The following is a 26489-nucleotide window of genomic DNA, read 5'->3' as shown; positions in this document are numbered from 1 at the left end:
GGATAAAAATTCTAACCTACATATCAATGATGGAAACTGTACAAAGCGTGGATACCTCGCTGCGGCGACTACTCCTCTCATCGACCTTGGTACTCACCTCGGTCAGCCTCTTTGCCCAGACCGTGAGCGTCAAGGGTACCGTGACTGATCCGGCAGGTGAGCCCATCATCGGGGCGACCGTCCTCGAGAAGGGTACGACCAATGGTACCATGACCGATGCCAAGGGGCACTTCGTCCTCAAGGCTAAGAATCCTAAGGCTACGATCCGTGTGAGCTACGTCGGATACAAGCCCCTTGAGATAGCCCTTGATGGCCGTCGTGAGATCAAGGTCGTCCTCACCGAAGAGGCGGCTACACTCAACGAGGTCGTCGTCGTCGGCTATGGCACGATGGGTAAGAAGGAGCTGACCTCCGCTGTCACCCACGTCTCCTCCAAGAACTTCTCTCAGATGGCTACCGTCGACCCCTCGATGATGATCCAGGGGAAGGTCGCTGGTGTGAGCATCACGAATACCGGAGCAGGTGACCCCAACAATCAGGCAAGCATCCAGGTGCGTGGGGTCTCCTCCCGTGCTGCAGGCCTCGGCCCACTCATCGTCATCGACGGGGTGCCTGGTGGTAACCTGACGAACCTCAACCCCAACGATATCGAGAGCTTCGACATCCTCAAGGATGGGGCTGCCAGTGCTATCTATGGTACGCGCGGATCCAATGGGGTCATCCTCGTGACGACTAAGAAGGGCGCCCGTGACGGCAACCTTCATACGACCTACACGGGTACGGTCTCCTTCGACGTCATCAAGCGTGAGCTCGATATGCTCAGTGCTGATGAGTATCGTGCGAACCGCTTGGCCTCGGGCGTCGGCTACGACCTCGGAGGTAGTGTCGACTGGCTTGATGCGGTGAGCCGCGTCGGGGCACGTACCCAGCACTCTCTCAGCCTCAGCGGTGGTAGTGCTCGCTCGAACTATCGTGTGTCGGCTGACTACCGCAGCGCTAATGGTATCGATCTCTATTCGGGTCGTGAGGAATATGGTGCGCGTGTCGCACTGAACCACACGGCAAAGGGTGGTCTCATCACCTTCTCGCTGAATGTCGCTCCCCGTATCGCCTACCGCAAGAATGCTTCTTGGGATGTCTTCCGCAATGCTGTCGAGGCTAACCCCACGACGCCTATCATGGACCCCAAGGATCCTTCGCTCTACTACAACTTCAAGGGGCAGGCTGCTGGCTACAATCCGCTTGAGCTCCTCAAGAAGGACAAGAGCACGGGTACGACGAAGCTCCTCGACTGGGACGGTACCGTCAAGCTCAACCTCCTGCCTCTGCTACTGAATAAGGAGGATCGTCAGACGCTGACCACGCAGCTGACCTTCGCTGACCACCAGTATGACAACTACAATCAGTGGTTCCGCCCCTCGACGAGCACGCTGGCGATCAATGCCGGTCGTGAAGGTGAGGCCTCGCAGGACTACTCGAAGAGTGCTATACGTACCCTCGAGTGGGTCACGAACTACGCCAACTCCTTTGGTAATCACAACTTCAAGGTGATGGCAGGGTACTCCTATCAGTATGAGCAGTACTCAGGGCTGAACGCTGCGAATAAGGACTTCCCCAACGATGCGCTCGAGGACAACAACCTCGGTAGCGGTACTTACGCTAAGGATGAAGGGGAGCTCGGTATGGGGTCCTATAAGAATGACTCCAAGCTCATCTCCTTCTTCGGTCGTGTGAGCTACGACTGGAAGGGCCGCTATATGCTGACAGCTTCACTCCGTCACGAAGGTTCGTCGAAGTTCGGTGAGCACCACAAGTGGGGGAACTTCCCCGCTATCTCTGCCGGCTGGCGTATCTCTGACGAAGCCTTCATGGCTGGGACGAAGAGCTGGCTCACGGACCTCAAGCTCCGTGGTGACTTCGGTATCACGGGGAACCAGTCCTTCGACAGCTACCGCTCGCTCAACACGATGTCGGGCTTCGGCTACTACCTATATAATGGTAAGTACTATCAGGTATGGGGACCTGGCAAGAACGTCAACCCTGACCTGCGCTGGGAGAAGGGCCAGAACTGGAACGTCGGTCTCGACTGGACGCTCTTCGGTGGTGACCTTTACGGCTCCTTCAACTACTACAGCCGTAAGCAGCAGGACCTCCTCGGTGACTACAATGTCTCGGTACCTCCCTATCTCTTTACCTCGACCTTCGTCAATGTAGGTACGATGCGCAATAGCGGCTTCGAATTCGACCTCACGTGGAATGCCGTCAAGACAAAGGACTTCACCTACACGATCAATGTCATCGGGGCTACGATGAGCAATAAGTTCGTGGACTTCAGCAATGATAAGTTCGTCGGGCAGGACTACTACGACGTCGTCGGTACGGAGGACCCCTATCCCTTCCACAACCTGCAGCGTATCGAGAAGGGCAAGCGTATCGGGAACTTCTACATGCTGAAGTATGCTGGGGTAGATCCTCAGGGGCGCTGGGTCGTCTACGACAAGGACGGCGACAAGGTCCTTGCCGATAATGCTACCGACGATGACCGCCAGTATGTGGGCAATGGCTTGCCTCAGTTCACCGGCTCGATGACCCATACCCTGCGCTACAAGAATATCGATGCCTCGCTCTTCTTCCAGACGGCACTCGGCTTTGACCTCTTTAATATCCACGACTTCTACTACGGGACGCGGAACTTCCAGGGCAATGTGATGGACAAGGCTTATAGCAAGAATAAGATCGTCTCGCAGAACCCCATTGTCTCCGACTACTTCCTCGAGCCCGGGGACTACCTCAAGCTCTCCTCAGTCAGCCTCGGCTATACGCTGAATCTGAAGAAGAAGTACATCGATGCTGTACGCATCTACGCTACGGCGAGCAACCTCTTTACCATCACCAAGTTCTCTGGTATCGATCCCTCAAACTATCAGGTCAATGGACTGAATCCTGGGGCTACGGGTTCCCGCTCGTACTACCCCTCGACCCGTCAGTTCATGATCGGTACGCAGGTGAACTTCTAATCTATTGATGGACATCACTGTCTGTGACATCATACAGAGTAAGCAATGAGAAGGACAATGAAATATATGGCAGGTGCGCTCGTCGCTGCCAGCCTCGTGGGATGTACTAACCTGGACGAGAATCTCTACGATCAGGTCGCCTCACAGAACTACTATAATACGAAGTCGGACGTCATCCGTGCCGTCTTCCGCCCCTTCGAGCACGCCTTCTGGAGCGTGCAGAGCCGCCACGTGCTCAATGAAGAGTCCGCTGACCAGCTCATCACCCCCACCCGCGAAGACTGGTGGGATGATGGTGGACGCTGGGCACGTATGCACCGCCATGAGTGGCTCACGACCAATGGCGAAGCCCAGACGGAGTACAATGGTTGCTTTCAGGGGATCATGCAGGCCAACCTCGTGATCGAGGACCTTGAGCAGCGCTCAGCTGCAAAGTTCGGGTTCTCCGATGCGGAGTTCAAGAACCTCAAGGCGCAGAATAGAGTGCTGCGTGCGTGGTTCTACCTCCGTCTGCTGGACGCCTTCCGCAACGTCCCTCTGGCGGTGAGCTACTACGACACGAGCAAGAACTCCGCGGGGCAGGTAGAGCCTCGCAAGGTCTATGACTTCATCGAGTCTGAGCTGAAGGCAGTCCTGCCCGAGCTGACTCGCAAGACCTCTCTCGGTGGCAATCAGGCCGCGCAAGGTCAGTGGACGCAGGCCAGTGCCGCAGCCCTCTTGGTGCGCCTCTACCTCAATGCAAAGGTCTACATCGGTGAGGACCACTACACCGAGTGTGCGCAGTACGCTCAGGATATCCTCGACGGTAAGTACGGCTCCTACAAGGTAGCTGACCGCTGGGACGCTGCCTTCGACTGGGACAACCAGACCTCCGACGAAGTCATCTTCGCCTTCCCTGCATCAGCGGGTCGTACACACTGGCACTACAATGGTGATATGTTCTGGTGGTCTGTCCCCTCTAAGGCCAGTGACTGGCTCAAGGATACCAAGAACAAGGTCGGTACGCACAACATCAAGTACTCGGCTTCTCCCAGCTACAACCCCAAGGGTGAGAAGTACACCTATGAGCTAGGTATGCCTATCGAGCGCTTCAAGCAATATCCCTCCGATGTCCGCCTGAAGATGTACACGAACCTCGGTAACAACCGCCGCGAAGGGCTCTTCATCTTCGGCAAGATCTCCTACACGGATGACAAGGGGCAGACGGCCTACCTCAAGGATCACAACGGCCGCTACACGCTTGACCTGCGTGATGCCGTAGGGAAGTTTGGCGGGACCGACGGGAATAAGTGGCTCGCTACCTCTGAGAGCCGTCTGGAGGACGGGGACGATAACTCTGGCTGGATGTTCGCCAAGTATCCCCTCTACTCAGACGATGAGTCAGGGCAGCTCGAGGCGGACTACTGTGAGATCCGCCTGCCTGAGATCATCTACAGCCTCGCCGAATGCAAGCTCCGCAGTGGTGATGCAACCACAGCTGCCCAGCTGCTGAATAGCGTCCGTAAGCGTAACTATCCCTCCACCGACTGGTCGACAGCACTCTACACTCCCGAGGGTGCAGCACAGCTTGATCTCAAGGAGATGCTCGCCGAATGGGGCCGTGAGTTCTTCGCCGAAGGGCGTCGCCGTATCGACCTCATCCGCTTCGGGAAGTTCCTCGATGCTTGGTGGGATAAGAAGGCCGATGCAGATAGCCACACACTCATCTTCCCGCTTCACCGAGATATCCTTGGGGCTAACCGCAACCTCAAGCAGAACCCCGGCTACTAACTCCACTACATACTAAAGTGTAATCTCTAAAGCACACAGATTAGATATGAACAGAATATTCAAGTATGGGATATGGGCTCTCGCTGTGCTCGCCGTCCCAGCGGTCCTCCAGTCATGCCATGATGACAAGGACATCGTAGTCATCGACGAGGAGCTCCCTCTCAAGGTCGACCATCTCTATATGGTAGGTGACGCTACGCCTGCGGGCTGGAGCATCGACAATCCTGCCGAGCTGGTGCGCGATGCCAGCAATAAGTTCGTCTTCACCTACCATGGTCGTCTCGCCGCAGGGGAGCTGAAGTTCCCTCTCGCTAAGGGCGACTGGGGGGCGACCTTCATCTATGCTCCGAAGGCAAACACCGAGATCAATAGCAAGGGGGTCTCCGAGAGCGGCATCAGCGTCCGCCGAGGTGGTGACGATACGAAGTGGAAGGTCACCGAGTCGGGTACCTATCTGCTGACGATTAACCTCCGCGAGCGCACGATCCAGGCTGTCTATGAGGGCGCAGAGCCCGTGACACCTATCACGACCTCTACGCTTGGCTTCATCGGTGACGCTACTCCCGCGGGCTGGTCAACGACGGAGGCTACGACCTTCACGAAGGCCTCCGATAGCCCCCTGCAGTTCACCTATGAGGGTGCACTGAAGACGGGCGAATTCAAGCTCGTCTCTGACGCTACGGTCCTCAAAGACTACGCTGGTCCCTACATCCAGGCTCCCGAGGCAGGTGTGACACTCAGCCACGAAGGGGTGTCCAAGCAGGGTATGGTCGCTGGTGGCGCAGACAATAAGTGGACGGTCACCGAGGCTGGGACGTATAAGCTCGTCTTCGACGTCACGAACCGTACGATCAAGGTAGAGTCCTTCACCGCTGCCCCCAAGAGCGATCCTTGGAAGACCGAGACGCTCTACGCTCTTGGCGATGCTGCCAGTGGCTGGAATATCGGCGAGGCGCTTGCCTTCAAGAAGGTCGGTGAGCATAAGTTCGTCTACGCTGGCGAGCTCAAGGCTGGTGCACTGAAGCTTATGGCCACGAATACTGGCGGCTTTGACGACGTAGCTAAGGACTGGTTCTATGCTTCGGCTGCCGATGTCGAGATCTCGGACGCTACGACCAGCGCACTGGACGTCGTCGCTGGTACCAATAAGAGTGCTGACAATAAGTGGAAGGTCACGAAGGCTGGCAACTACGTCCTCACCATCGATATGAAGACGCACAAGCTCACCGCCGAATACGTCGGTGGTGCCAGCACGAGTATCGCTACTGCTGAGGCACGCCTCGTCGGTGATGCTACACCTAAGGGCTGGGATATCAAGGGGACGGCGATGACGAAGAGTAGCTCCTCGCCCCTCGAGTTCTCATGGCAGGGTGCTCTCGGTACCGGGGAGTTCAAGGTGGCTCTCACCTCGACCAACGATGATTTCTCTGGTGACTGGCTTCAGGCCCCTCAGGCTGATACGGAGGTGAATGCCTCGGGCATCAGTGCTGGCGACGTCGTCAAGGGCGGCGCTGACCACAAGTGGAAGGTGACGCAGGCAGGTACCTACAAGATCACTATCAACTTCTCCACGAAGAAGATCAACGTCACGTATATCGGTGCATAGCCGACGACTCTAACAAGACAATAGGAATATGAAGAAATATCTCATCGCCGCACTGGCGCTGGCAGCTCTTATGACCAGCTGCAATAGCAACACGTGGGACGTGACGAGTGACCTCAGCGTCGACAAGGTCGACCCTACGCAGGGCTTGACACCACTGGCTCAAGACCCTGGTATGGACTATGCTCCGCTCTACTGGAGCGTCTATGGCGCACTGCGTCAGCAGGAGAAGGACGGCTCATTCCCCAATATCTTCACCGAGAAGGACTGGGATGAAGCTATTGACTTCGTCGCTACTAAGCTCAAGCCCTACGGCTACGATATGCTCGTCACCGATGGCTTCGCTGCTATGGGTGGGGACAACGGGTATATGACGCGCTACAGCCGCTCTCAGAAGGATGAGAACTCTCCCGAGATCGAGCTCTCGACGATCATCGCCAAGCTCAAGGCTAAGGGCCTCAAGCTCGGGGTCTACGACAATCCCTTCTGGCTGCACTATAGCAATCCCAATGCGATCATCCCAGGTACTGACGGCATCACTGTCGGTAGCCTGCGCTACAATCCCGAGAAGGATAAGGATGTCCTCCACCCCACGAAGAATGATCAGTTCGGTTGGGTGCTCACCGATCACCCTGGAGCTGAGCAGCACTTCGAGGCCTTCTTCAAGCACTACGCTGATATGGGCGTGCACTTCATCCGTATGGACTTCCTCTCTTGGTATGAAGACGGTATGAACTACAGCGACCAGATCGACCGTGGCTATGGTCGTGAGCGCTATGTGCGTGGGATGCAGTGGATCAATAAGTACGCTCGTAAGTACGGCGTCTATGTCTCCCTCGTTATGCCTCACCTCAAGAATAATGCAATCATCGAGAAGTACGCCGGCAATATGATCCGTATCAATGCCGACGCTCTCGAAGGCTCTTGGTACCGCTTCTCGGAGAACAACCGTGGCTCGCTACGTGGTGGCTGGCCTAACTCAGAGAATGCCTTCGACGGCTTCATCAACTGGTCGAAGATCTCGGGTCGTGGCAAGGTCCGCCTCGATGGAGACTTCATCCGCCTCGGCTCCTTCGCCAGCGATGACGAGAAGCGCTCGGCTATCTCCCTGCCTCTGATGGCAGGTGGGCCTATCGCTGTCACGGACTACCCCAATGCTCATGACCTCACCTTCTTCCAGAATGAAGAGCTGCTCGCCCTGCAGAAGGACGGCTTCGTCGGTCAGCCCTACAAGCGTGACCTCTGGGGTATCGATGGCGAGATCTGGTACGGGCAGCTGAAGGACGGCTCTTGGGTCGTCGGTCTCTTCAACCGCGATCAGTCTGCCGCCACGCGCTCCGTCATGCTCTCACAGATCGGTATCCACGGCTCGTGGAAGGCTCGCAACCTCTGGACATATGAGGATGAAGGTACGGTCTCAGGGACGATCTCCGCAGAGATCCCTGCACATGGCTGTAAGATCCTCAAGCTCACGAAGCTGTAAGATCCTCCGCTCCGAGCATCTATTTAATGTTGAGTAGAGCCTGTTGCCTGATGCGGGCAGGCTCGTAGTATGCCCCAGCCCAAGTGCGGGCTGGGGCATGCCTATCTCCACGAGTTTATATCCATACAATTCATATAGCTAAGCAGATATGAGAAGATTCTTTATGCTTATGTGCCTCGTATGTCTGGGGCTCGCTGGTCGAGTCCAAGCCTCCGAGGTGACATCCCCCAACGGTGAGATGAAGCTGACCTTCACCCTCCGTGACTCCAAGCCCTACTATTCGGTCTCCTTCCGAGGTAAGCCCGTCATCAAGCCCAGTCGCCTCGGCTACGAGCTCCACAATGCGGAGAGCCTCCTCGAGGGCTTCACGCAGACGGGGGAGAAGACCTCGACCTTTGACGAGACCTGGACGCCTGTCTGGGGCGAGAATAAGACCATCCGCAATCACTACAAGGAGCTGCTGGTGGGTCTCATCCAGGAGAAGACGGGGCGTGTGATGAACCTCCGCTTCCGTGTATATGACGAGGGCGTCGGCCTGCGCTATGAGTTCCCACAGGAGGGCAGTAAGCTGAATTACTTCGTCGTCAAGGAGGAGTGCACCGAGTTCGCCCTCACGGGTGACCATATCGCTTGGTGGATCCCTGGTGACTACGACACGCAGGAGTACGAGTATTCGCGCTCACGTCTTAGTGAGATCCGCCCGCTCTTCAAGAAGAAGGTGACGGACAATGCTTCGCAGACCTCCTTCTCCGAGACGGGGGTACAGACCTCTCTGCAGCTCAAGACGGACGATGGTCTCTACATCAACCTCCACGAGGCTGCGCTGGTGAACTATCCTGCGATGCACCTCAATCTCGATGATAAGAACATGGTCTTCCGCTCTTGGCTGACTCCCGATGCACAGGGCATCAAGGGCTACCTTCAGACGCCCTGCCAGAGCCCTTGGCGTACGATCATGATCACCGACGATGCGCGCAAGGTCCTCTCCTCGCACCTCATCCTCAATCTCAACGAGCCCTGTAAGATCAAGGACACCTCTTGGATTCACCCCACGAAGTACGTCGGCGTATGGTGGGAAATGATCTCGGGTAAGGGTGACTGGGCCTATACCTCTCAGTTCCCCTCCGTCAAGCTCGGCATCACCGACTACGCGAAGGCTAAGCCCTCGGGCCGTCACTCGGCAAATAATGAGAACGTCCGCCGCTACATCGACTTCGCCGCTCAGCATGGCTTCAATGGCGTCCTCGTCGAGGGCTGGAATATCGGTTGGGAAGACTGGTTCGGCAACTCTAAGGAATATGTCTTCGACTTCCAGACGCCTTACCCCGACTTCGATATCAAGGCGCTCAATGAGTATGCCCACTCTAAGGGTGTGAAGCTCATCATGCACCACGAGACCTCCTCGTCCATCATGAACTACGAGAAGCACATGGACCAGGCCTATCAGCTGATGAAGGACTATGGCTATGATGCGGTGAAGAGCGGCTATGTCGGCAACCTCATCCCTCGTGGCGAGCACCACTACAGCCAGATCGCTATCAATCACTACCAGCATGCCATCGAGCGCGCTGCAGACTACAAGATCATGGTCAATGCCCACGAGGCTGTCCGTCCTACGGGGCTCTGCCGCACCTATCCTAACCTCATCGGCAACGAGAGCGCACGTGGTACGGAGTATCAGGCCTTCGGCGGGATCACCCCTGGGCATACGGCTATCCTTCCCTTCACGCGTCTGCAGGGTGGCCCCATGGACTACACGCCTGGTATCTTCGAGATGCAGTGCTCCAATGGCTCACGTGCCAACTCCACCATCGGCGGGCAGCTCGCTCTCTATGTGACGATGTACAGCCCGCTGCAGATGGCTGCTGACTTCCCCGAGAACTATGAAAAGCACCTCGATGCCTTCCAGTTCATCAAGGATGTCGCCCTCGACTGGGATAAGTCCATTTACCTCGAGGCTGAGCCTATGGAGTATATCACCGCAGCTCGTAAGGCAAAGGGCTCCAGCAGCTGGTTCGTCGGTAGCGTCACAGGGCTGAAGCCACACAACTCTACCCTGCGTCTGGACTTCCTCGATAAGGGGAAGACGTATGTAGCTACGGTCTATGCCGATGCTCCCGATGCCGACTACAAGACCAACCCACAGGCCTATACCATCACCAAGGGACTGGTCACGGCTAAGTCCGTCCTCAAGCTCCACTCGGTGGCTGGCGGTGGCTATGCTATCAGTATCGTAGAGGCTAAGGATACGAAGGGTCTCAAGCCCCTGAAGTAATCCGCCTATCCTATATAGATAAGGAGGCTGAGCACAGGCATAGTGCCGTAGCTCAGCCTCCTCTCTTTATGCCCTTGCTCGCTCTCATAATACCCCACACACTCTATATTAATATATGTATGCGTATGCCGAAGATGATCTCGAGCCTCTCCCTCTCTGCAGCTCTCCTCTTCTCTGCTGAAGCTCAAGAGCCCACACTACCCCGTATGGAGCTCGCTACCGATAAGGCCTGTTATCTGCCAGGCAAGATGGTATATCTCACCGCCTCGGGTACACCTCCCTCCGCCCTCTTCATCCGCTACCGCCACGGTGCGCAGATCCTCGCTGAGGTCCCCTATGCCGAGGTGGTGAAGGCTGGCCGCTGGTCATGGCGCCCTCCACGGCGGGACTTTCAGGGCTACCTCGTAGAGGTCTATACCCGCTCTGCCGAATGTGAGCTGGTCGTCGCTACCATCGCTGTTGATGTGTCCAGTGACTGGCGACGCTTCCCCCGCTACGGCTTCGTGGCGGACTTTGATGATGGGGGAGACCCTGCTGCCAAGCGCACTCGCATCGCCGAGGAGATGGCCTTCCTCAATCGTTGTCATATCAATGGGGTGCAGTTCCAGGACTGGCAGTGGAAGCATCACTATCCCGCTCCTATCGATGCTAAGGGGCAGCTGATGCCCGCCTACCGCGACATCAGCAACCGCTGGGTCAAGGCCGAGCACGTCCGTCACTACATCGAGCTACAGCACCGCTACGGGATGAAGTCGATCTTCTACAACCTCTGCTTCGGGTCGTGGAAGGGAGCTACGGAAGATGGAGTGCAGGAGGCTTGGGCGCTCTATGCTCAGCCCAAGGATGGTAAGCGGTATCAGGACTTCCACGGCCTACCCTCGAGCTGGCAGAGTAATATCTACCTCCTGGATCCAGGGAACGCAGATTGGCAACGCTATCTCTGCGACCGCAATGACGAGGTGTATCGGCTCTTTGACTTCGATGGCTATCAGATCGACCAGCTGGGCAACCGTGGTCCGCGCTATGATGCGACGGGGCGCGAGGCCCATCTCCCACGCGCCTATGCCTCCTTCATCAAGGCCGTCAAGAAGCGTCGTCCCGAGAAGCGTCTCATCATGAATGCCGTCTCGGGCTATGGTGATGCCGAGATCATCGGTACAGGGAAGCTGGACTTCTGCTACAATGAGGTCTGGGGCAATGGCAACGGCTATGGAGGTACTTCCGAAGTAGCCTTTGCCAACCTCTATGAGATCATCAAGCGCAATGATAGCCTGAGCCGTCACCGCCTCCCTACGGTCTTCGCTGCGTATCTGAACTATGATAAGGCCGATCACGGTGGGCGAGGGGATAAGCTGATGAATACCCCAGGGGTACTACTGACCGATGCAGTGATGTTTGCCCTCGGTGGGTCACACCTCGAGCTGGGAGACCACATGCTCTCACGCGAGTATTTCCCCGCAGCACCCCTGGCGATGAGTCCCGAGCTACGGGAGGCTATCGTCCACTACTATGACTTCCTTACGGCTTATCAGAACTGGCTCCGTGGGACGACCTCCCGCCACGCCTTCACGCCTCGTATCTCGACGACGAGTGCCGATATCCAGCTCACGGCTTGGCCTCCGAAGGCAGATGCTATCACCGTCTTCGCTAAGCAGGTCGGCTCGAGACAGCAGGTCGTGCATCTGCTGAACTTCCTGGGGACGAATGACCTCTCCTGGCGGGATGTCGATGGCACTCGCTCTGAGCCTCGCTTAGTGCGACAGCTACCGCTCCAGCTGGAGAGTGCGGCGCGTGTCGTCCGTGTCTGGGCAGCCTCGCCTGATCTGCGTGGCGGGGCACCCGAGCTCCTGCCATTCACCCAGCGTAGCGGTGTGGTATCGGTCACGCTCCCTGCGCTCCACTACTGGACGATGCTCGTCCTGGAGCTGGCGCCCGCTCGTTAGCCTCCCCTCATTCATAAGTTGATAGGTGTTGTTGGCCCCGTCTCGTAGACCCTTGGTCTATGGGGTGGGGCTTCCGCCTTATCGCGCGTATTCCTCTTATCCAGCGGAGGGAAAAGTGTCCTTCTCGTGAAGAAAAAAGCGCTTTCCCGTAGTGGTATTCTTCTATCTATGCACGTAGTCTTAAAGACCAGGCACGCAAATCCAAATATCCACGTACGTAGATATTAGAGCCACGTACGTAGTCCAACCTTATCTTCCACTCGTCCACAACTTTTATCCCTACGCGGAGCAACAACCTAATATAGGTCACTTCACAAAGCTATATAGCTTTCTTCGCCATCCTATATAGGTCAGCCCGCCGACCAATATAGGTTGATAGCTCTCCCTTATATTCCTACCTATTTCTCAGCAAGGAAAGAGGTGGCATTGGGAGCTCTATAAATGCGTTTGTAAAGGAATTAAAGAACAGCGTGTCTGTGCCTTCTCAGTGGAGAGTTCGCTTGTGATAAGGGCTCTCGGCCTACCCTCGGGTCGTGGAGCCTTGCTTGTGAGAGAACACCTTCTACAGTGTGATAGGGCCGTTCGATACATTTGGTGTCTATGGGCTGCAGGCCATGACGCTGAGCTTTACTCGTGACACAGATTATGTGGTGACGGACCTATCATCAACGCTCCCGACCAGTGCCTTCAGGAGGTGCTGGGCGGGAGCGTCTGTATGTAGAAGTGTCGGGTGGGGGAGCTTATGTCGGTGATTTTTATTACCTTTGTGGCAAAGAGATGATCGAGAGAGGAGGCGACAGAGCTTCCTCTCTTTGCATTCATTCCCTATTATCCTACGAGACGCGTCATGATCGATAAGAGCTACATCGAGGGAATTGCTTCCCAGTACTGTGCCACCGAGCACCCCGATTATTATATTGTAGAAGTCGCTGTCCACCCTGGCAATCGTATTATCGTCGAGCTGGGTGCCCGTGGGGGTATCAGCATCGATGCATGCGTCGCCCTCTCGAAGCATATCGAGGGGCAGCTGGACCGTGAGGCAGAGGACTTCGAGCTCGAGGTCGGCTCCGCAGGCCTCACCGCACCCTTCAAGGTCCTCCGTCAGTACACCGATGCTATCGGTGAGGAGGTCGAGGTGCTCCGTAAGGGGGGCATCAAGGAGAAGGGCGTCCTCTCTGACGCTACTGCCGAAGCGATCACTCTCACCGTCGTACGCAAGGTACGCCCCGAGGGTCAGAAGCGCAAGATCGAGGTCGAGGAAGCCCTCCCCATCCCGATGGACGAGGTGCTACAGACCAAGCGCGTCTTGAAGTTCTAAACTCACCACCCCATCCCAGTAGAAGAATAAACCTATATAATAGCCCCATGGCAAAGAAGAAAGAGACTACCAGCTTGATCGAAGCGCTCCTCGAGTATCAGGAGCTCAAGAGTATCGACCGCAATACGCTGATCGCGGTCATGGAGGATTCCCTCCGCAATGTCCTGTCGAAGATGTTTGGCTCGGACGATACCTTTGACGTCATCATCAACGTCGAGAAGAAGGGTGACTTCGAGATCTGGCGCACGCGTCACGTCGTCGCCGATGAGGACTTCGTCGATGAGGTGCGTGAGGTGCCCCTGAGCGAAGCCCAGCGCTTCGACTCGGAGATCTCCGTCGGCGAGGACTTCGTCGATGCAGTCGACTTCAACTCCTTCGGTCGCCGTGCAGTCATCAACCTGCGTCAGGCCCTGGCAAGCAAGATTCTCGAGCTGCAGAAGGAGCACTTCTACCACAGCTTCGTAGGCCGTGTGGGCGAGCTGATCTCCGCCGAAGTCTATCAGGTATGGAAGCGCGAAGCCCTGCTCATCGACGATGAGGGCAACGAGCTCCTCATGCCCAAGACCGAGCAGATCCCTGGCGACTTCTTCCGCAAGGGTGAGACGGTACGCGCTGTCATCGAGCGTGTAGAGAACGAGAACAGCAATCCTAAGGTCATCCTTTCGCGCGTCAGCCCTGAGTTCCTCAAGCGTCTCTTAGAGCTCAACGTGCCTGAGATCGCTGATGGCCTTATCACGATCCGTGCCGCAGCCCGTATCCCAGGTGAGCGCGCTAAGATCGCCGTAGAGTCGTATGACGACCGCATCGACCCCGTAGGGGCTTGCGTCGGGGTCAACGGTTCGCGTATCCGCAGCATCGTCCGCGAGCTGAAGGGTGAGAACATCGACGTGACGACCTACACCACGAACCCCATGCTCTTCATCCAGCGCGCACTCAGCCCTGGGAAGGCCGTGGCTATCGCCCTCAGCGACGAGGACGAAGAAATCAAGCAGGCCGAGGTCTACATGCGCCCCGATCAGGTGCCCTTGGCTATCGGTAAGAACGCTGCTAACCTCAAGCTGGCTTCCCTCCTGACTGGCTACCGTATCGAGATCTTCCGCGACGAAGAGGGTGCTACGGGTGAGGAGGATATCTACCTCGACGAGTTCTCTGATGAGATCGACGAGCAGATGATCCAAGCCCTCAAGGAGGAAGGCTATACTACGGCTAAGTCCGTACTGCGTGAGGATCGTGCTACGCTCCTTGCGAAGACTGAGCTGGACGAAGACGTCCTCGACCGTATCCTCGAGGTCCTCAGCGCCGAGTTCTCCGAAGAAGAGCCCTACGAAGCTGACGAGCCCGCCGCTGAGCTCGCCACCGAAGAGGGAGAAGAAGACTAATCCGTCCCGCCCGCCCGCTGCCCAGCTGTCGCTCCCTGTAGTGTAGATACCCATAGCGAGAAGCCCGAGCAAGCCAGCAGCGAGCCCGTGAAGAGGCGGACATAAACCATTCAAAAGAGAAGATACATGCCAAAGGACATCAAGCTCTTTACCTTGGCCAAGGAACTCAACGTAGGGATTGGCTCATTCAAGGATTCGTTAGAGAAGAAGAACGTCTTAGACGTCAATACTATCACCCCCAACACTCGCGTACCCCGCGAGGTGGCCGAGCAGCTCATCGCTGAGCACGGCAAGGGCATGGGCAAGGCCGAGATCGCCGCGCTCCTCGACACCCTCAGTGGTGCCGCTGCTAAGCCTGCTCCTGCCAAGCCTGCAGCTAAGCCCGAGGCCCCCGCTGCTGAGCCCGCTCCCGCGAAGGTAAAGCACATCGAGACAGTCGTCCCCGAGGATCGCCGCCCCAGCCTCAATATCAAGGGCTCCATCTCTACGGAGAAGAAGGCTGAAGCTAAGCCCGCCGCCAAGGCGAAGGCCGAGCCTAAGCCCAAGCCCACTCCTGCCCCTAAGGCCGAGGCTCCTGCACCAGCAGCTAAGCCCGAGCCCAAGGTAGAGGTCAAGCCTGAGCCCAAGCCCGAGCCTGCTCCTGCACCCGCTCCTAAGGTCGAAGCTCCCGCCCCCAAGTCTGAGCCAAAGCCAGCGCCTGCTCCCGAGCCTGCCCCTGCAGCGCCCGAGGTAAAGCCCGAGCCCAAGGTTACTCCCGCTGCAGAGGAGCCCACGGTGCGTGAGCCCGAGATCTATCGCCCTTCGACTCCAAGTGCAGGGATCAGCTTCAACGTAGTAGGTAAGATCGACCTCTCTTCGATCAACGATAATACGCGCCCCGCTAAGAAGTCCGCTGCCGACAAGGGCCGTAAGCGCACCCGCATCGGTAAGGGTCCCGTCGATGTCAAGGCCGAAGCCGCTAAGGTGACGGACAATGGCACGAAGAAGCCCGGACAGCGCAATGGTAATGGTGGTAATGGTCGCTCCGCAGACCCCAACAACCGCGGTGGTCGTGGCAATGCCCAGCAGGGTGCTGCCGAGCAGAAGACCGGCCGTAAGGCCAAGCGTCAGAGCCAGCAGCCTCAGAAGGCTGTCGTCACTGACGAAGATGTACAGCGTCAGGTCAAGGAGACGCTTGCTCGTTTGACGGGTAAGAACCAGCAGGGTGCGAAGTCCGCTAAGTACCGTAAGGACAAGCGTGACGCTGCTCGCTCTGCAGCTCTCGACGCTCAGGAGCGTAGCGAAGCCGAAAGCCGTACGCTGAAGCTCACTGAGTTCGTCACCGTCAGTGACCTCGCAAGCCTCATGGATGTCCCCGTGACGCAGGTCATCGCTACCTGTATGAGCATCGGGCTGATGGTGTCTATCAACATGCGCCTCGACGCTGAGACCATCGAGATGGTCGCAGAAGAATTCGGCTACAAGACCGACTTCGTCAGCGCTGAGGTCGTCGAAGCCATCACGCAGGAAGAAGAGGTCGATGACGAAGCTGATCTCATCAGCCGTCCTCCTATCGTCACCGTCATGGGTCACGTCGACCACGGTAAGACGTCACTCCTCGACCGCCTGCGCAATACCAACGTCATCGCTGGTGAAGCAGGGGGGATCACCCAGCATATTGGTGCCTACAGCATCCGCTTCAAGGGTGGTAAGCGCATTACCTTCCTTGATACGCCAGGTCACGAAGCCTTCACCGCTATGCGTGCTCGTGGTGCGAAGGTCACGGACATCGCTATCATCATCGTCGCCGCTGACGACGACGTGATGCCTCAGACGAAGGAAGCTATCAACCATGCCGCCGCCGCTGGTGTGCCCATGGTCTTCGCGATCAATAAGATCGATAAGCCTGGCGCTAACCCGGACCGTATCCGTGAGCAGCTCGCTGCCATGAACTACCTCGTCGAGGAATGGGGTGGTAAGTACCAGTGCCAGGAGATCTCCGCTAAGCAGGGCATCAACATCGATGAACTGCTGGAGAAGGTCCTCCTCGAAGCTGAGCTTCTCGAGCTCAAGGCTAACCCCAAGCGCCGTGCCGTCGGCTCCGTCATCGAGTCTTCACTCGATAAGGGTCGTGGCTATGTGGCTACTGTCCTCGTGCAGAATGGTACGCTCTCGCAGGGTGACGTCGTCCTCTCAGGTACGCACTATGGCCGTGTGAAGGCTATGTTCAACGAGCGTAATCAGAAGGTCGAGCATGCTGGCCCCAGCGAACCCGTTCTGATCCTTGGCTTGGACGGTGCACCTACCGCAGGTGAGACCTTCAACGTCATGGAGACCGAGCAGGAAGCGCGTAGCATCGCCAGCAAGCGTGAGCAGCTCAAGCGTGAGCAGGATAACCGCACGAAGAAGGGGCTTACCCTCGACGAACTCGCTCGTCGTCGTGCGCTGGGCAACTTCCAGGAGCTCAATGTCATCATCAAGGGTGACGTGGACGGCTCTATCGAAGCGCTCTCCGACTCGCTCATCCGCCTCTCTACGGAGGAAATTCAGGTCAACGTCATCCACAAGGGCGTCGGTCAGATCTCCGAGAGCGACGTCGTGCTCGCCTCTGCTTCTTCTGCTATCATCCTGGGCTTCCAGGTACGTCCCAGCCAGGCCGCTCGTCGTCTGGCAGACCGTGAGGGCGTAGAGATCCGTACTTACTCGATCATCTACGACACCATCGAAGACATCAAGTCCGCTATGGAAGGGATGCTTTCGCCCGAAATCAAGGAGAATGTCGTGGCCAACCTCGAGGTTCAGCAGACCTTCAAGATCACCAAGGTCGGTACTATCGCCGGCTGTATGGTCGTCGAAGGGAAGATCAAGCGCAACAACAAGATCCGCCTCATCCGCGATGGTATCGTCAAGTACCAGGGCGAACTCGGCTCTCTCAAGCGCTACAAGGACGATGCTAAGGAAGTCGTCATGGGTCAGGACTGCGGTCTGAATATCGATGGCTACAACGACATCATGGTCGGTGACATCATCGAGGCCTACGAAGAAATCGAGATCAAGAAGACCCTCGACTAAGTCGCGGTCAACTTCACTCACGATATACCAATAGACATTACGCCCCAGGCCGCTTCGGCAGCCTGGGGCGTAATGCGTTTCTGCACTATCTGTGCGGTGGTTTTTACGACCACTACTGGTCGCTGGGTTGACCAGTACTAGTTGGTTATAGCGACCAGTACTGCTTCGCGTCGTGACCAGTACTGGTCAGATGAGTAACCACTACTAGTCACCGTGACGCTTAATATAGGTTCACACTGCTTGCTGTATGGCGTCGTATTACGATGGACTTCGGGGAGCGCTGCTTGGGAGGAGGGAGATGTTGCCTTGTGTGGGGTAGGGTCGCTCTACTTACTCTACTTGATGCCCAACTCCTCTATGATCTCGTTAAGTTTGCTGATGATCTCTTCGGCGACGCTTGTCTTCATTGCGGGGAAGTTCTCGGCTGAGTACCAGTTTGGTGTCGTGAGGTACTCCCATCCCATAGGATATTCAGGACTTTGCTTTTCTAAGCAAGCAAGTTTTTTCGCTCCAGTCACCTTTGAGTCTATGCCTATCCAGAGGTTCATCCACCAGCCATAGTTCGATTTTTTATCTTCGCTATCTGCTGATATGATGATAGAGCCATCCCAGCCCTCTTTACGGAGGCGGATTTTAGGCTCTTCTTCATTATACGAAGACTCACTATCATCGTACAACCAGCCCTTTTGATCGGCATATTCCTTCAGTTTGGCGAAGATGTACTTCTTTCTAATTCCCTGAGCGATTGCATCACGTTTGCTTGATAGCGTGGCCACTACTTCGGGGTGATCAACTGCGAGATCAATGATTTTTTGGATGTCCTCTTGATTCATATCTTGATAGGTGAGTTGCTTGATAGTTCGGATATACTGATTGAGAGACTCTCGGACGAGGGGCTTGTTGTCGGCCAGTCGCACGCATTGCTCCAGCCAGCGAAGGATGTCTTCCGCGTACGATAGGCGAAAGTAGCCTACTTCCTCAGCGTTTTTCGTGGCTGTGCTCTCTTTGCTGGCATCATATCCATAGAGTGTGAGATAAACCAAGAGATATCCGTCTGCACCAAAAGTCTCCCTGCCATAGTTGTCGTAGCGAGTCAGTTGCTTGTCTTGATCTCCAGCGTAAATCTTGTTCTCTATGATGAGTCCGTAGCGGCTACTTTTCACGAGGATGTCAATGCGCCCGCCGGTGTCGCCTGATATGGGGCCTGTATAATACTCTGTATAGCTATGCGGGAGTGTACAGTCCTCGAAAGGGTAGGCGAGATCCTTCAGTGCGATCTCAAAGAAAGCTCTTAGGAAGGCGTCGCCGCATCCGTGGCTTCCCTTGGGGTCGAGTAGATTAGCGATTAGGGCGGAGTGCTTTAATTCGTAGCGCTCTATGCTAAGGATGCTAAAGAGATTGTAGTTTTCGCCTTTGCGATTTCGCTCCTCCTGCTGTGCTTGTCCTAAGGCGCAGATGCTCGCTACCTCTTGAAAGAATCGCTGTATATCCAGCTCTGTATCCATACTTATTTTGTGTTGTGATGATTGTCTAAGTCTGATATCCTTGCTCAGCCAGAGGGGGGGGCGGGGTGCAGACTCCTACTCGATGGGTTCGCTTACCTGTATTTGCAATACCCTCTGGCTGCAAATGTACGAGTTTCGATAGGATAGGGCGCGGGATCCTGTGCGCTGCGTGTGACTTCATCTGGGTGAGGCTGTCGGAGGTATAGCGGTCGCTTGGTTTCTAGAATGATAAAGGAGTTTGGATAGCATTTCTATGTGTTTCGTAAGTGGTTTGCCCTTATGGTGTTATGTTGTCTCGGTGTGAAGGGGCTTTTGCAACCTATATTGGTCGTCGGGTGGATCTATATAGGTCGGCGTGACGACCAATATAGGTTCGTGCGCTGACCAATATAGGTCGGAGCAGTGACCAATATAGGTTCATAGCCCTTACTGTGGGACTCCGTGGTGCGGCAGGCTGTAGTGGGGGCTTCTTTGGTGGAGGGAGATGTTGCCTTGCGTGGGGTAGGGGAAGAGCTCGGACTGAGGATGTTTCTTCGGTGAAAGTCAAGGGTGTGCAAGGTGTTTTATCAGATATTTTTGTATCTTTGTGACCGAATTTCCTATGTAGGGTAGGAGAAGAAGTCTATCCCTCCGTCGTGGAGCGGGTGGCACCCTACGGGGCTAACTTTTTAGTTATCAACGATAATGTACGTCATCGTAGACATTCAGGGCCAGCAGTTCAATGTAGAACAGGGCCGTCGCCTCTTCATTCACCACGTCAAGGGTGCAGAGAGTGGCGCAGTAGTAGAATTCGACAAGGTCCTCCTCGTAGACAAGGATGGTGCTGTCACTGTAGGTACGCCTGTAGTGGCTGGTGCTAAGGTCGTGTGCGAAATCATCACGCCTCTTGTAAAGGGCGACAAGGTACTCGTCTTCCACAAGAAGCGCCGTAAGGGCTATCGCAAGCTCAATGGCCACCGCCAGCAGTTCAGCGAAGTCCTCGTCAAGGAAATCGTAGCGTAAGTAATTGTATCACCGCATTAGTTTAGACATAAGACAATGGCACATAAAAAAGGTGTAGGTAGCTCCAAGAACGGACGCGAATCAGAAAGTAAGCGACTCGGAGTAAAGCTCTTCGGTGGTCAGCACGCTAAGGCTGGTAACATCATCGTCCGCCAGCGTGGCACGCAGCATCACCCAGGTGCAGGCGTAGGTATCGGTAAGGACCACACGCTCTATGCACTGATCGACGGTAAGGTGGTCTTCACTCGCAAGAAGAACGACCGCTCGTACGTCTCCATCTCGGCTGAGGCCTAAGACGGAGCACACGTCAGACAAGTCAACCGGAGGTTGCTCCAGAAGGGTCTACACAGCCCGGAGGGAGCGACCTCCTCTCATTATACCCCACACGAGATATTATGCTTACACTCAAGCAAATCAAGGAGAATACCGAGGCGGTCATTGAGCGCCTCCGCAAGAAGCAATTCGAGGCACGCGAAGCGATCACCGAAGTCCTGAACTTCGATGAGATCCGCCGTCGCTCTCAGCAGGAGCTCGATGCCAGCCTCTCTCGTCAGAAGGCCCTCGCTAAGGAGATCGGTGATCTGATGAAGCAGGGCGCCAAGGAGCAGGCTGAGAGCATCCGCTCTCAGGTGGCACTGCTCAAGGAGGCAAGCAAGAGCCTTGAGGAGAAGAAGGCCGAGGCCGAAGCTAAGATCCGTGAGATCCTGCTCTCTGTACCTAACCTCCCCGCTGACATCGTGCCCGAAGGCGCTACGGCTGAGGACAACGTCTGCGTCAAGACTGGTGGCGAGATGCCCGCACTCGATGCTACCGCCGAGCCCCACTGGGAGCTGGCGAAGGACTATGACCTCATTGACTTCGAGCTGGGTGTGAAGATCTCGGGTGCTGGCTTCCCCGTCTATAAGGGTTATGGAGCTCGCCTGCAGCGCGCGCTCATCAACTTCTTCCTCGACAATGCTCGTGAAGCTGGTTACCTCGAGGTACAGCCTCCCTACGTCGTCAACGAAGACTCTGGCTACGGCACGGGTCAGCTCCCCGACAAGGAAGGGCAGATGTACCACGCTACGGTGGACAACCTCTATCTCATCCCTACGGCTGAGGTGCCTGTGACGAATATCTATCGTGACGTCATCCTCGAGGAGAAGGACCTGCCCGTGCGCAACACAGCTTACTCCGCCTGCTTCCGCCGCGAAGCTGGGTCGTATGGTAAGGATGTGCGTGGTCTGAACCGCCTCCACCAGTTCGACAAGGTCGAGATCGTCTGCATTGACAAGCCCGAGCGCAGCTATCAGCGCCTCGATGAGATGGTCGCCTACGTAGAGACGCTCGTCACGAAGCTTGAGCTGCCCTGGCGCATCCTGCGTCTGAGCGGTGGCGATATGAGCTTCACCAGCGCACTGACCTATGACTTCGAGGTCTTCTCTGCTGCACAGAAGCGTTGGCTTGAGGTCAGCTCTGTGTCCAACTTCGAGAGCTATCAGGCCAACCGCCTGCGCTGCCGCTATCGTGACGCTGAGCAGGGTGTCCAGCTCGTGCACACGCTCAATGGTAGTGCACTGGCTCTGCCCCGTATCGTCGCAGCGCTGCTGGAGAACAACCAGACGCCTGAAGGTATCCGCATCCCCGAGGCTCTTCGTCCTTACACGGGCTTTGACTTCATCCCCCGTCCTACGAAGAAGTAAGCGACTTCCTCACTCGGACGCTACAATAAAAGCTCATCCCCACACTGCCATCAGGCGGTGTGGGGATGAGCTTTTATTGTAGATGCGAATGACTCGCTGGGCTTACTTAGCGTCGGAGTAGATCTGCTTGATGGTCTCCTCGATCTGATCGGGAGTGAGATCGCCTACTGTCTGGATGGGCGTACCCTGCATAGGGATGAAGAGGCACATAGGGATGCTCTTCACACCGAAGATATTGGCCAGATCAGCTTCCTTGTCGACATCGATCTTGTAGACGTCGATCTTACCCGCATACTTCTTAGCGATAGCTTCGAGCTTGGGGCTGAGCTTACGGCAGGGACCGCACCAGTCGGCGTAGAAGTCGAGGATAGCGGGACGGCTGCCCTTGAAGACGAACTTCGAGGGCTCTTCCTTGTAGTCCCAGATGTACTTGCGCAGGTAGGCTGCGTCGATGTGCTTGATAGCGCCTTCTGCGGCCTTATCGTCGGCAGCAGCTTCTTCGCTGGGGGCAGCTGCAGTCGTCTCGGTGGAGGCAGAAGCAGCGTTGCTCGAAGCCTTGGCCGTGCAGGCATAGCTCGAGAAGAGACCTGCGGAGATGAGGGCGAGGCTGAGGATGACTTTCTTCATTATTCAGTTAGTTGCTACGAGGTGATAGAATACTGCTCGTTGGTATGATAAGCGTGAGATGGGGCGAATTGTTCATTAAGCGACAAGCCGGGCATCCTCAGATGGGGAGGGTGCCCGGCTTGCTATATGAAGTGGGGGAGGGCTGTGAAGCGCTTACTTCTTAGCTTCCGTAGAGCGGAAGAGGATCTCCGTACGGTCCTTAGACTCGTAGAGCTTCTTAGCGAGAGCCTGTACAGACTGAGGCGTGACAGCGTCGAGGAGCTTGTCGTAGTTCGTCACGAAGTCGAAGCCCTGACCGTAGAAGCGAGCGAGCTGGCCGAGCCAGTAGCTGTTCTTGCGGAGGCTTTCGCCGTGAGCCTTCTTGAGGTTCTTGACAGCCTTGTCGAAGTACTCAGCAGAGGGGCCGTTCTTGACGATGCCTTCGAGACCCTTGAAGACGAGCTCGTTCATAGCTACGGCCTTAGCGGGGTCGGTCTGGAACTGGACGGTGACGTTCGTGCGTGGGCTGGGGAAGCGTGATACGTCAGCGAGGACACCGACGCTGTAGGCACCGCCTGCATCTTCGCGGATCGTCTTCGTGTAGAGCTGGTCGAGGATAGACTCAAGCACAGCGCTCGTCAGACCTTCCTGCTGGCTGTAGGTCGTAGGTGCGGAGAGGCCGTCGATGACGATACCCATGGGCGTCTCCATAGGAGCGCTGTACTCCTTCTTGTTCGTGCCGAGGCGCTCTACGGGGACGCGGTTCGTGTGAGCCTTGTCGGTGTAGACCTTCTGCGCGGGGAGTGAAGCGATGTACTGCTCTACGAGAGGGCGGAGGGCTGCTTCGTCGACATTACCTACGAAGTAGAATTCGAAGCCACGAGCGTTAGCGAAGCGGCTACGGAAGAGCTGGAGCACACGATCGTAGTTCACGCTCTTGACTTCTTCGACGCTGAGTGGGTAGCGTTCAGGGTTGTTGGGGAAGATGTAGCGCGTGACGGAGTCGCCGAGGAAGGAGAGAGGGTTAGCCTTGCTTGCCTCGATCTGGCTGATGGTACGCTCCTGCCATGCCTGGAAGGCGTCCTTGTCAGCGCGTACAGCAGTGAAGTTGAGATAGAGGAGCTGGAGCATCGTCTCGAGGTCTTCCTTCGTCGTGCTACCTGCTACATCATCGCTGATGTTGGAGACCGTCGCAGAGACAGAAGCGATGCGACCGCTGAGGGCCTTTTCGAGAGCTGACTCATCGAACTTGCCGAGACCACCGATGGTGGGGAGGCTGTTGAGGACCTTCAGCTCCGTAGCGCTGGGCTTGGTGAAGTTGTAGTACCCACCATCACGGCGACCCTTGAAGAGAATCTCATCTTCCTTGTAGTCGGTCTTCTTGATGTAGACCTTCGTACCGTTGGAGAGCGTCCAGATGGTAGAGCCGTACTGACCGTTCTTCTCGGTCTTGACGATCTTACCCTTCATGGGGAGCTTGTCGATGAGCTTCTCGTTGCTGACCTCGTCCTTAGGAGCTTCGACCTGCTGCTTGGTATAGTCGAGGTACTTCTTCGTGAGCTCGTCGATGCTGGGGAGCTTGACGCTGGGCTTCTCTACGCTGGTCAGAGCGACGAGTACATTCTTATCGAGGTCAAGCTGCTGGACCATAGCATTGATCTGCTCGAGGGGGAACTGCTCTGCGATGCCCTGGATGAGCTGGTAGTGCGTGGGGATATCGAGGAGGTAACCACCGTCTTCGAAGTAGTCTACATAGACGTTCGCCCAAGCGTCGCTGGTACGCTTGTCACGCTCGTTGTAGAAGTTCTTCATGCTGACGAGGTAGTCCTTCTTGGCGCGGCTGTATTCACCAGGAGTGAAGCCGTACTTCTTGAGACGTACGATCTCAGCTACGAGAGCCTTGAGAGCAGGCTCCCACTGACCTTCCTTGAAGGTAGCGTCGAAGTTGGCAGCATCCTTGGTCTTAGCGACGACGTAGTTGCCGAAGTCCACGGAGGCGTTGACGAAGGGAGCGTTAGGCTTCTTGACGATGTCGCTGAAGCGCTGGGCGATCATCGAAGTGACGACACTTTTGATGTAGTCTTCGAGGGGGCCCATTAGGGTAGCGCGGATATTTGGAGGCGTGACGTCGGCCTTGTAAGAGATGTTGATCGAGTTCTGCGTAGCTTCCTTGTCAGCAGCGATACCTACGATGGGCTTGTCGTTGTCTTCGACAGGGATGTAGACACGCTCAGCTGCATTCACTGGAGCGGGGATGTCGGCGAAGATCTTCTTGATCTGAGCCTCCGTGTAGTTGACGTCGACGTCACCGACGATGATGACTGCCTGCAGGTCGGGGCGGTACCACTTCTTGTAGTAGTCGCGCAGGACCTGATAGGGGAAGCTGCGTACGATCTCCATCTTACCGATGGGGAGGCGCTTACCGTACTTGTTGCCAGGGAAGGCAAAGTCGAGGAGCTTCTCCATATTGCGCATATCCCCGCTATTGCTGCGGCGCCATTCTTCTTCGATGACACCACGCTCAGCATCGATCTCCTTATCCTCGAGGCTGATGAAGCTACTCCAGTCGTGGAGTACGAGGATACAGCTATCGATGATGCTCTTGCGTGGGACGGGGATCTTCATCAGCGTGTAGACCGTCTTGTCAAAGCTCGTGTAAGCATTGATGTTGCCACCAAAGCTGGCACCGATGCTCTCGAGGAAGTTGATGATTCCCTTGCCTGGGAAGTTCTTTGTGCCGTTGAAGGCGATATGCTCGAGGAAGTGAGCCAGACCCTGCTGCGAGTCTTCTTCCTGCATCGAGCCTACCTTCTGGGCGATATAGAATTCTGCTCTACCCTTGGGCTCTTCATTGTGACGAATGAAGTAGGTCAGACCATTGGGGAGCTTTCCGATACGGACGGCGGTGTCTATGGGGAGTGGTGGCATTTCGCTGGGGGCTTGGGCTTGAGCAGCCGAAGGCAGACCCAGTGTGGTGCCTACGAAGAGCGCCGAGAGGAGGGATAAGATGATTTTCTTGAGCCTCATCGCTTGTTTGTGGTTTAAGAGGTGAAAAGATATTTATAGTTCACTATACCGCAAATGTACGATAATTCTTTGGTGTGTATCTACTATATGAGATACCTCACGCGCGCAGGTATCTATATATAGGTATATGGGTGCGTGAGTAGAGCTATATAGGATGGTGAAGAAAGCTATATAGCTTTGGACTGATTCCTATATAGCTTTGCTTGGATTCCTATATAGCATTCGGTGCGAAGCTATATAGCTTTGTGAAGTGATCTCTATTAGGTTGTTGCTCCGCGTAGGGATTAAAGTTGCGGACGAGTGGCAGATAAGTTTGGTCTACGTACGTGGCTCTAATATCTACGTACGTGGATATTTGGATTGACGTACCTGGTCTTTAAATCTACGTGCATAGATAGAGAAAACCCACTACGTGAAGGCGCTTTTTTCTTCACGAGAAGGATAATTTTCCCTCCGCTGAATAAGAGGAATGCTCGCGAAGGGATGAAGGGCTTGCTGGTCACTTCGGAGAGGTATATCGGGGAGCTGGGCGTGCGATACCTTAGCACTCTAAATAGAGGGTAGGACTCGCGGCAACAGTCTCAATAGTAGTATGAGGTATGATCCTATATTGGTCGCTGAGGCAACCTATATGAGGCCACTTAATCCCTCTCGGAGATGGACTTCCGATATCCGCGGGGAAGGAGCTATATACGAGGGCTGAAAAGTGGGGGAAAGAAGGGGAGGATAAGGCCGTGTCGGTATGGCATAATGTCAGGTGCTTGCCGCGGAGCTGTCTCTCTTTTGTCTGAGGTATAGGCTTTTTTAAGTATATTTGCACGATATATT

General features: G+C 55.8%; 15 protein-coding genes. 12 read left to right on the top strand and 3 right to left on the bottom strand.

Translation table 11 applies throughout. The annotated features are described in order from the left end of the window. Positions 1-26: 26 nt before the first annotated feature. From IEX77_RS06615 to infB, 9 genes are all read left to right on the top strand, one after another. The gene (locus tag IEX77_RS06615) at positions 27-3017 is read left to right on the top strand and encodes a SusC/RagA family TonB-linked outer membrane protein (RefSeq protein WP_373287900.1); all 2991 of its coding nucleotides are present in this window, start codon (positions 27-29) and stop codon (positions 3015-3017) included. A gap of 45 nt (positions 3018-3062) precedes the next feature. Further along, complete coding sequence (locus IEX77_RS06610; protein WP_188808239.1) at positions 3063-4787, top strand: RagB/SusD family nutrient uptake outer membrane protein; 1725 nt, start codon at positions 3063-3065, stop codon at positions 4785-4787. A gap of 46 nt (positions 4788-4833) precedes the next feature. After that, on the top strand, positions 4834-6393 hold the full coding sequence (locus IEX77_RS06605; RefSeq protein ID WP_188808238.1) for a SusF/SusE family carbohydrate-binding protein: 1560 nt from the start codon (positions 4834-4836) through the stop codon (positions 6391-6393). A gap of 28 nt (positions 6394-6421) precedes the next feature. Further along, positions 6422-7873, top strand: coding sequence for an alpha-galactosidase (locus tag IEX77_RS06600; protein ID WP_188808237.1), 1452 nt, complete (start codon positions 6422-6424; stop codon positions 7871-7873). Positions 7874-8021: 148 nt separating this feature from the next. Then, a complete protein-coding gene (locus IEX77_RS06595; protein WP_188808236.1) occupies positions 8022-10148 on the top strand; it encodes a glycoside hydrolase family 97 protein in 2127 nt (708 codons plus the stop codon). A gap of 125 nt (positions 10149-10273) precedes the next feature. Further along, a complete protein-coding gene (locus IEX77_RS06590) occupies positions 10274-12091 on the top strand; it encodes an endo-dextranase (RefSeq protein ID WP_229770825.1) in 1818 nt (605 codons plus the stop codon). Between the two features lie 847 nt (positions 12092-12938). Then, positions 12939-13409 carry a ribosome assembly cofactor RimP gene (gene rimP / locus IEX77_RS06585; protein ID WP_009433673.1) on the top strand — a complete coding sequence of 157 codons (471 nt, stop codon included), beginning with the start codon at positions 12939-12941 and terminating at the stop codon, positions 13407-13409. A gap of 47 nt (positions 13410-13456) precedes the next feature. Beyond that, positions 13457-14788, top strand: coding sequence for a transcription termination factor NusA (gene nusA / locus IEX77_RS06580; RefSeq protein ID WP_188808234.1), 1332 nt, complete (start codon positions 13457-13459; stop codon positions 14786-14788). A gap of 126 nt (positions 14789-14914) precedes the next feature. Further along, positions 14915-17839, top strand: a complete 2925-nt coding sequence (gene infB / locus IEX77_RS06575; RefSeq protein WP_188808233.1) for a translation initiation factor IF-2 — start codon at positions 14915-14917, stop codon at positions 17837-17839. Between the two features lie 335 nt (positions 17840-18174). Here the strand turns inward: infB and IEX77_RS06570 are convergent, their stop codons facing one another. Continuing rightward, positions 18175-19344: a PDDEXK-like family protein gene (locus IEX77_RS06570; protein ID WP_188808232.1), complete on the bottom strand. Its 1170-nt coding sequence runs from the start codon at positions 19342-19344 to the stop codon at positions 18175-18177. Between the two features lie 684 nt (positions 19345-20028). Between IEX77_RS06570 and rplU the strand changes: the two genes are divergently transcribed. The 3 genes from rplU (at position 20029) to serS (ending at position 22028) form a co-directional block, all read left to right on the top strand. Beyond that, the gene (rplU, locus tag IEX77_RS06565; RefSeq protein ID WP_009433676.1) at positions 20029-20346 is read left to right on the top strand and encodes a 50S ribosomal protein L21; all 318 of its coding nucleotides are present in this window, start codon (positions 20029-20031) and stop codon (positions 20344-20346) included. A gap of 36 nt (positions 20347-20382) precedes the next feature. Continuing rightward, positions 20383-20640, top strand: a complete 258-nt coding sequence (rpmA, locus tag IEX77_RS06560; RefSeq protein WP_188808231.1) for a 50S ribosomal protein L27 — start codon at positions 20383-20385, stop codon at positions 20638-20640. Positions 20641-20741: 101 nt separating this feature from the next. Next, entirely contained in the window at positions 20742-22028 is a 1287-nt protein-coding gene (serS, locus tag IEX77_RS06555; protein WP_060934857.1) for a serine--tRNA ligase, read from the top strand. 102 nt (positions 22029-22130) lie between these two features. On the opposite strand, the gene IEX77_RS06550 is transcribed toward serS, so the two are convergent. Beyond that, complete coding sequence (locus IEX77_RS06550) at positions 22131-22655, bottom strand: thioredoxin family protein (protein ID WP_188808230.1); 525 nt, start codon at positions 22653-22655, stop codon at positions 22131-22133. A 153-nt stretch (positions 22656-22808) separates the two neighbouring features. Next, a complete protein-coding gene (locus IEX77_RS06545) occupies positions 22809-25661 on the bottom strand; it encodes a M16 family metallopeptidase (RefSeq protein ID WP_188808229.1) in 2853 nt (950 codons plus the stop codon). Positions 25662-26489: the final 828 nt, after the last annotated feature.

Source organism: Porphyromonas pasteri (genome assembly GCF_014647755.1).
GTDB lineage: Bacteria > Bacteroidota > Bacteroidia > Bacteroidales > Porphyromonadaceae > Porphyromonas > Porphyromonas pasteri.
This window is presented reverse-complemented; position numbering and strand designations above follow the sequence as displayed.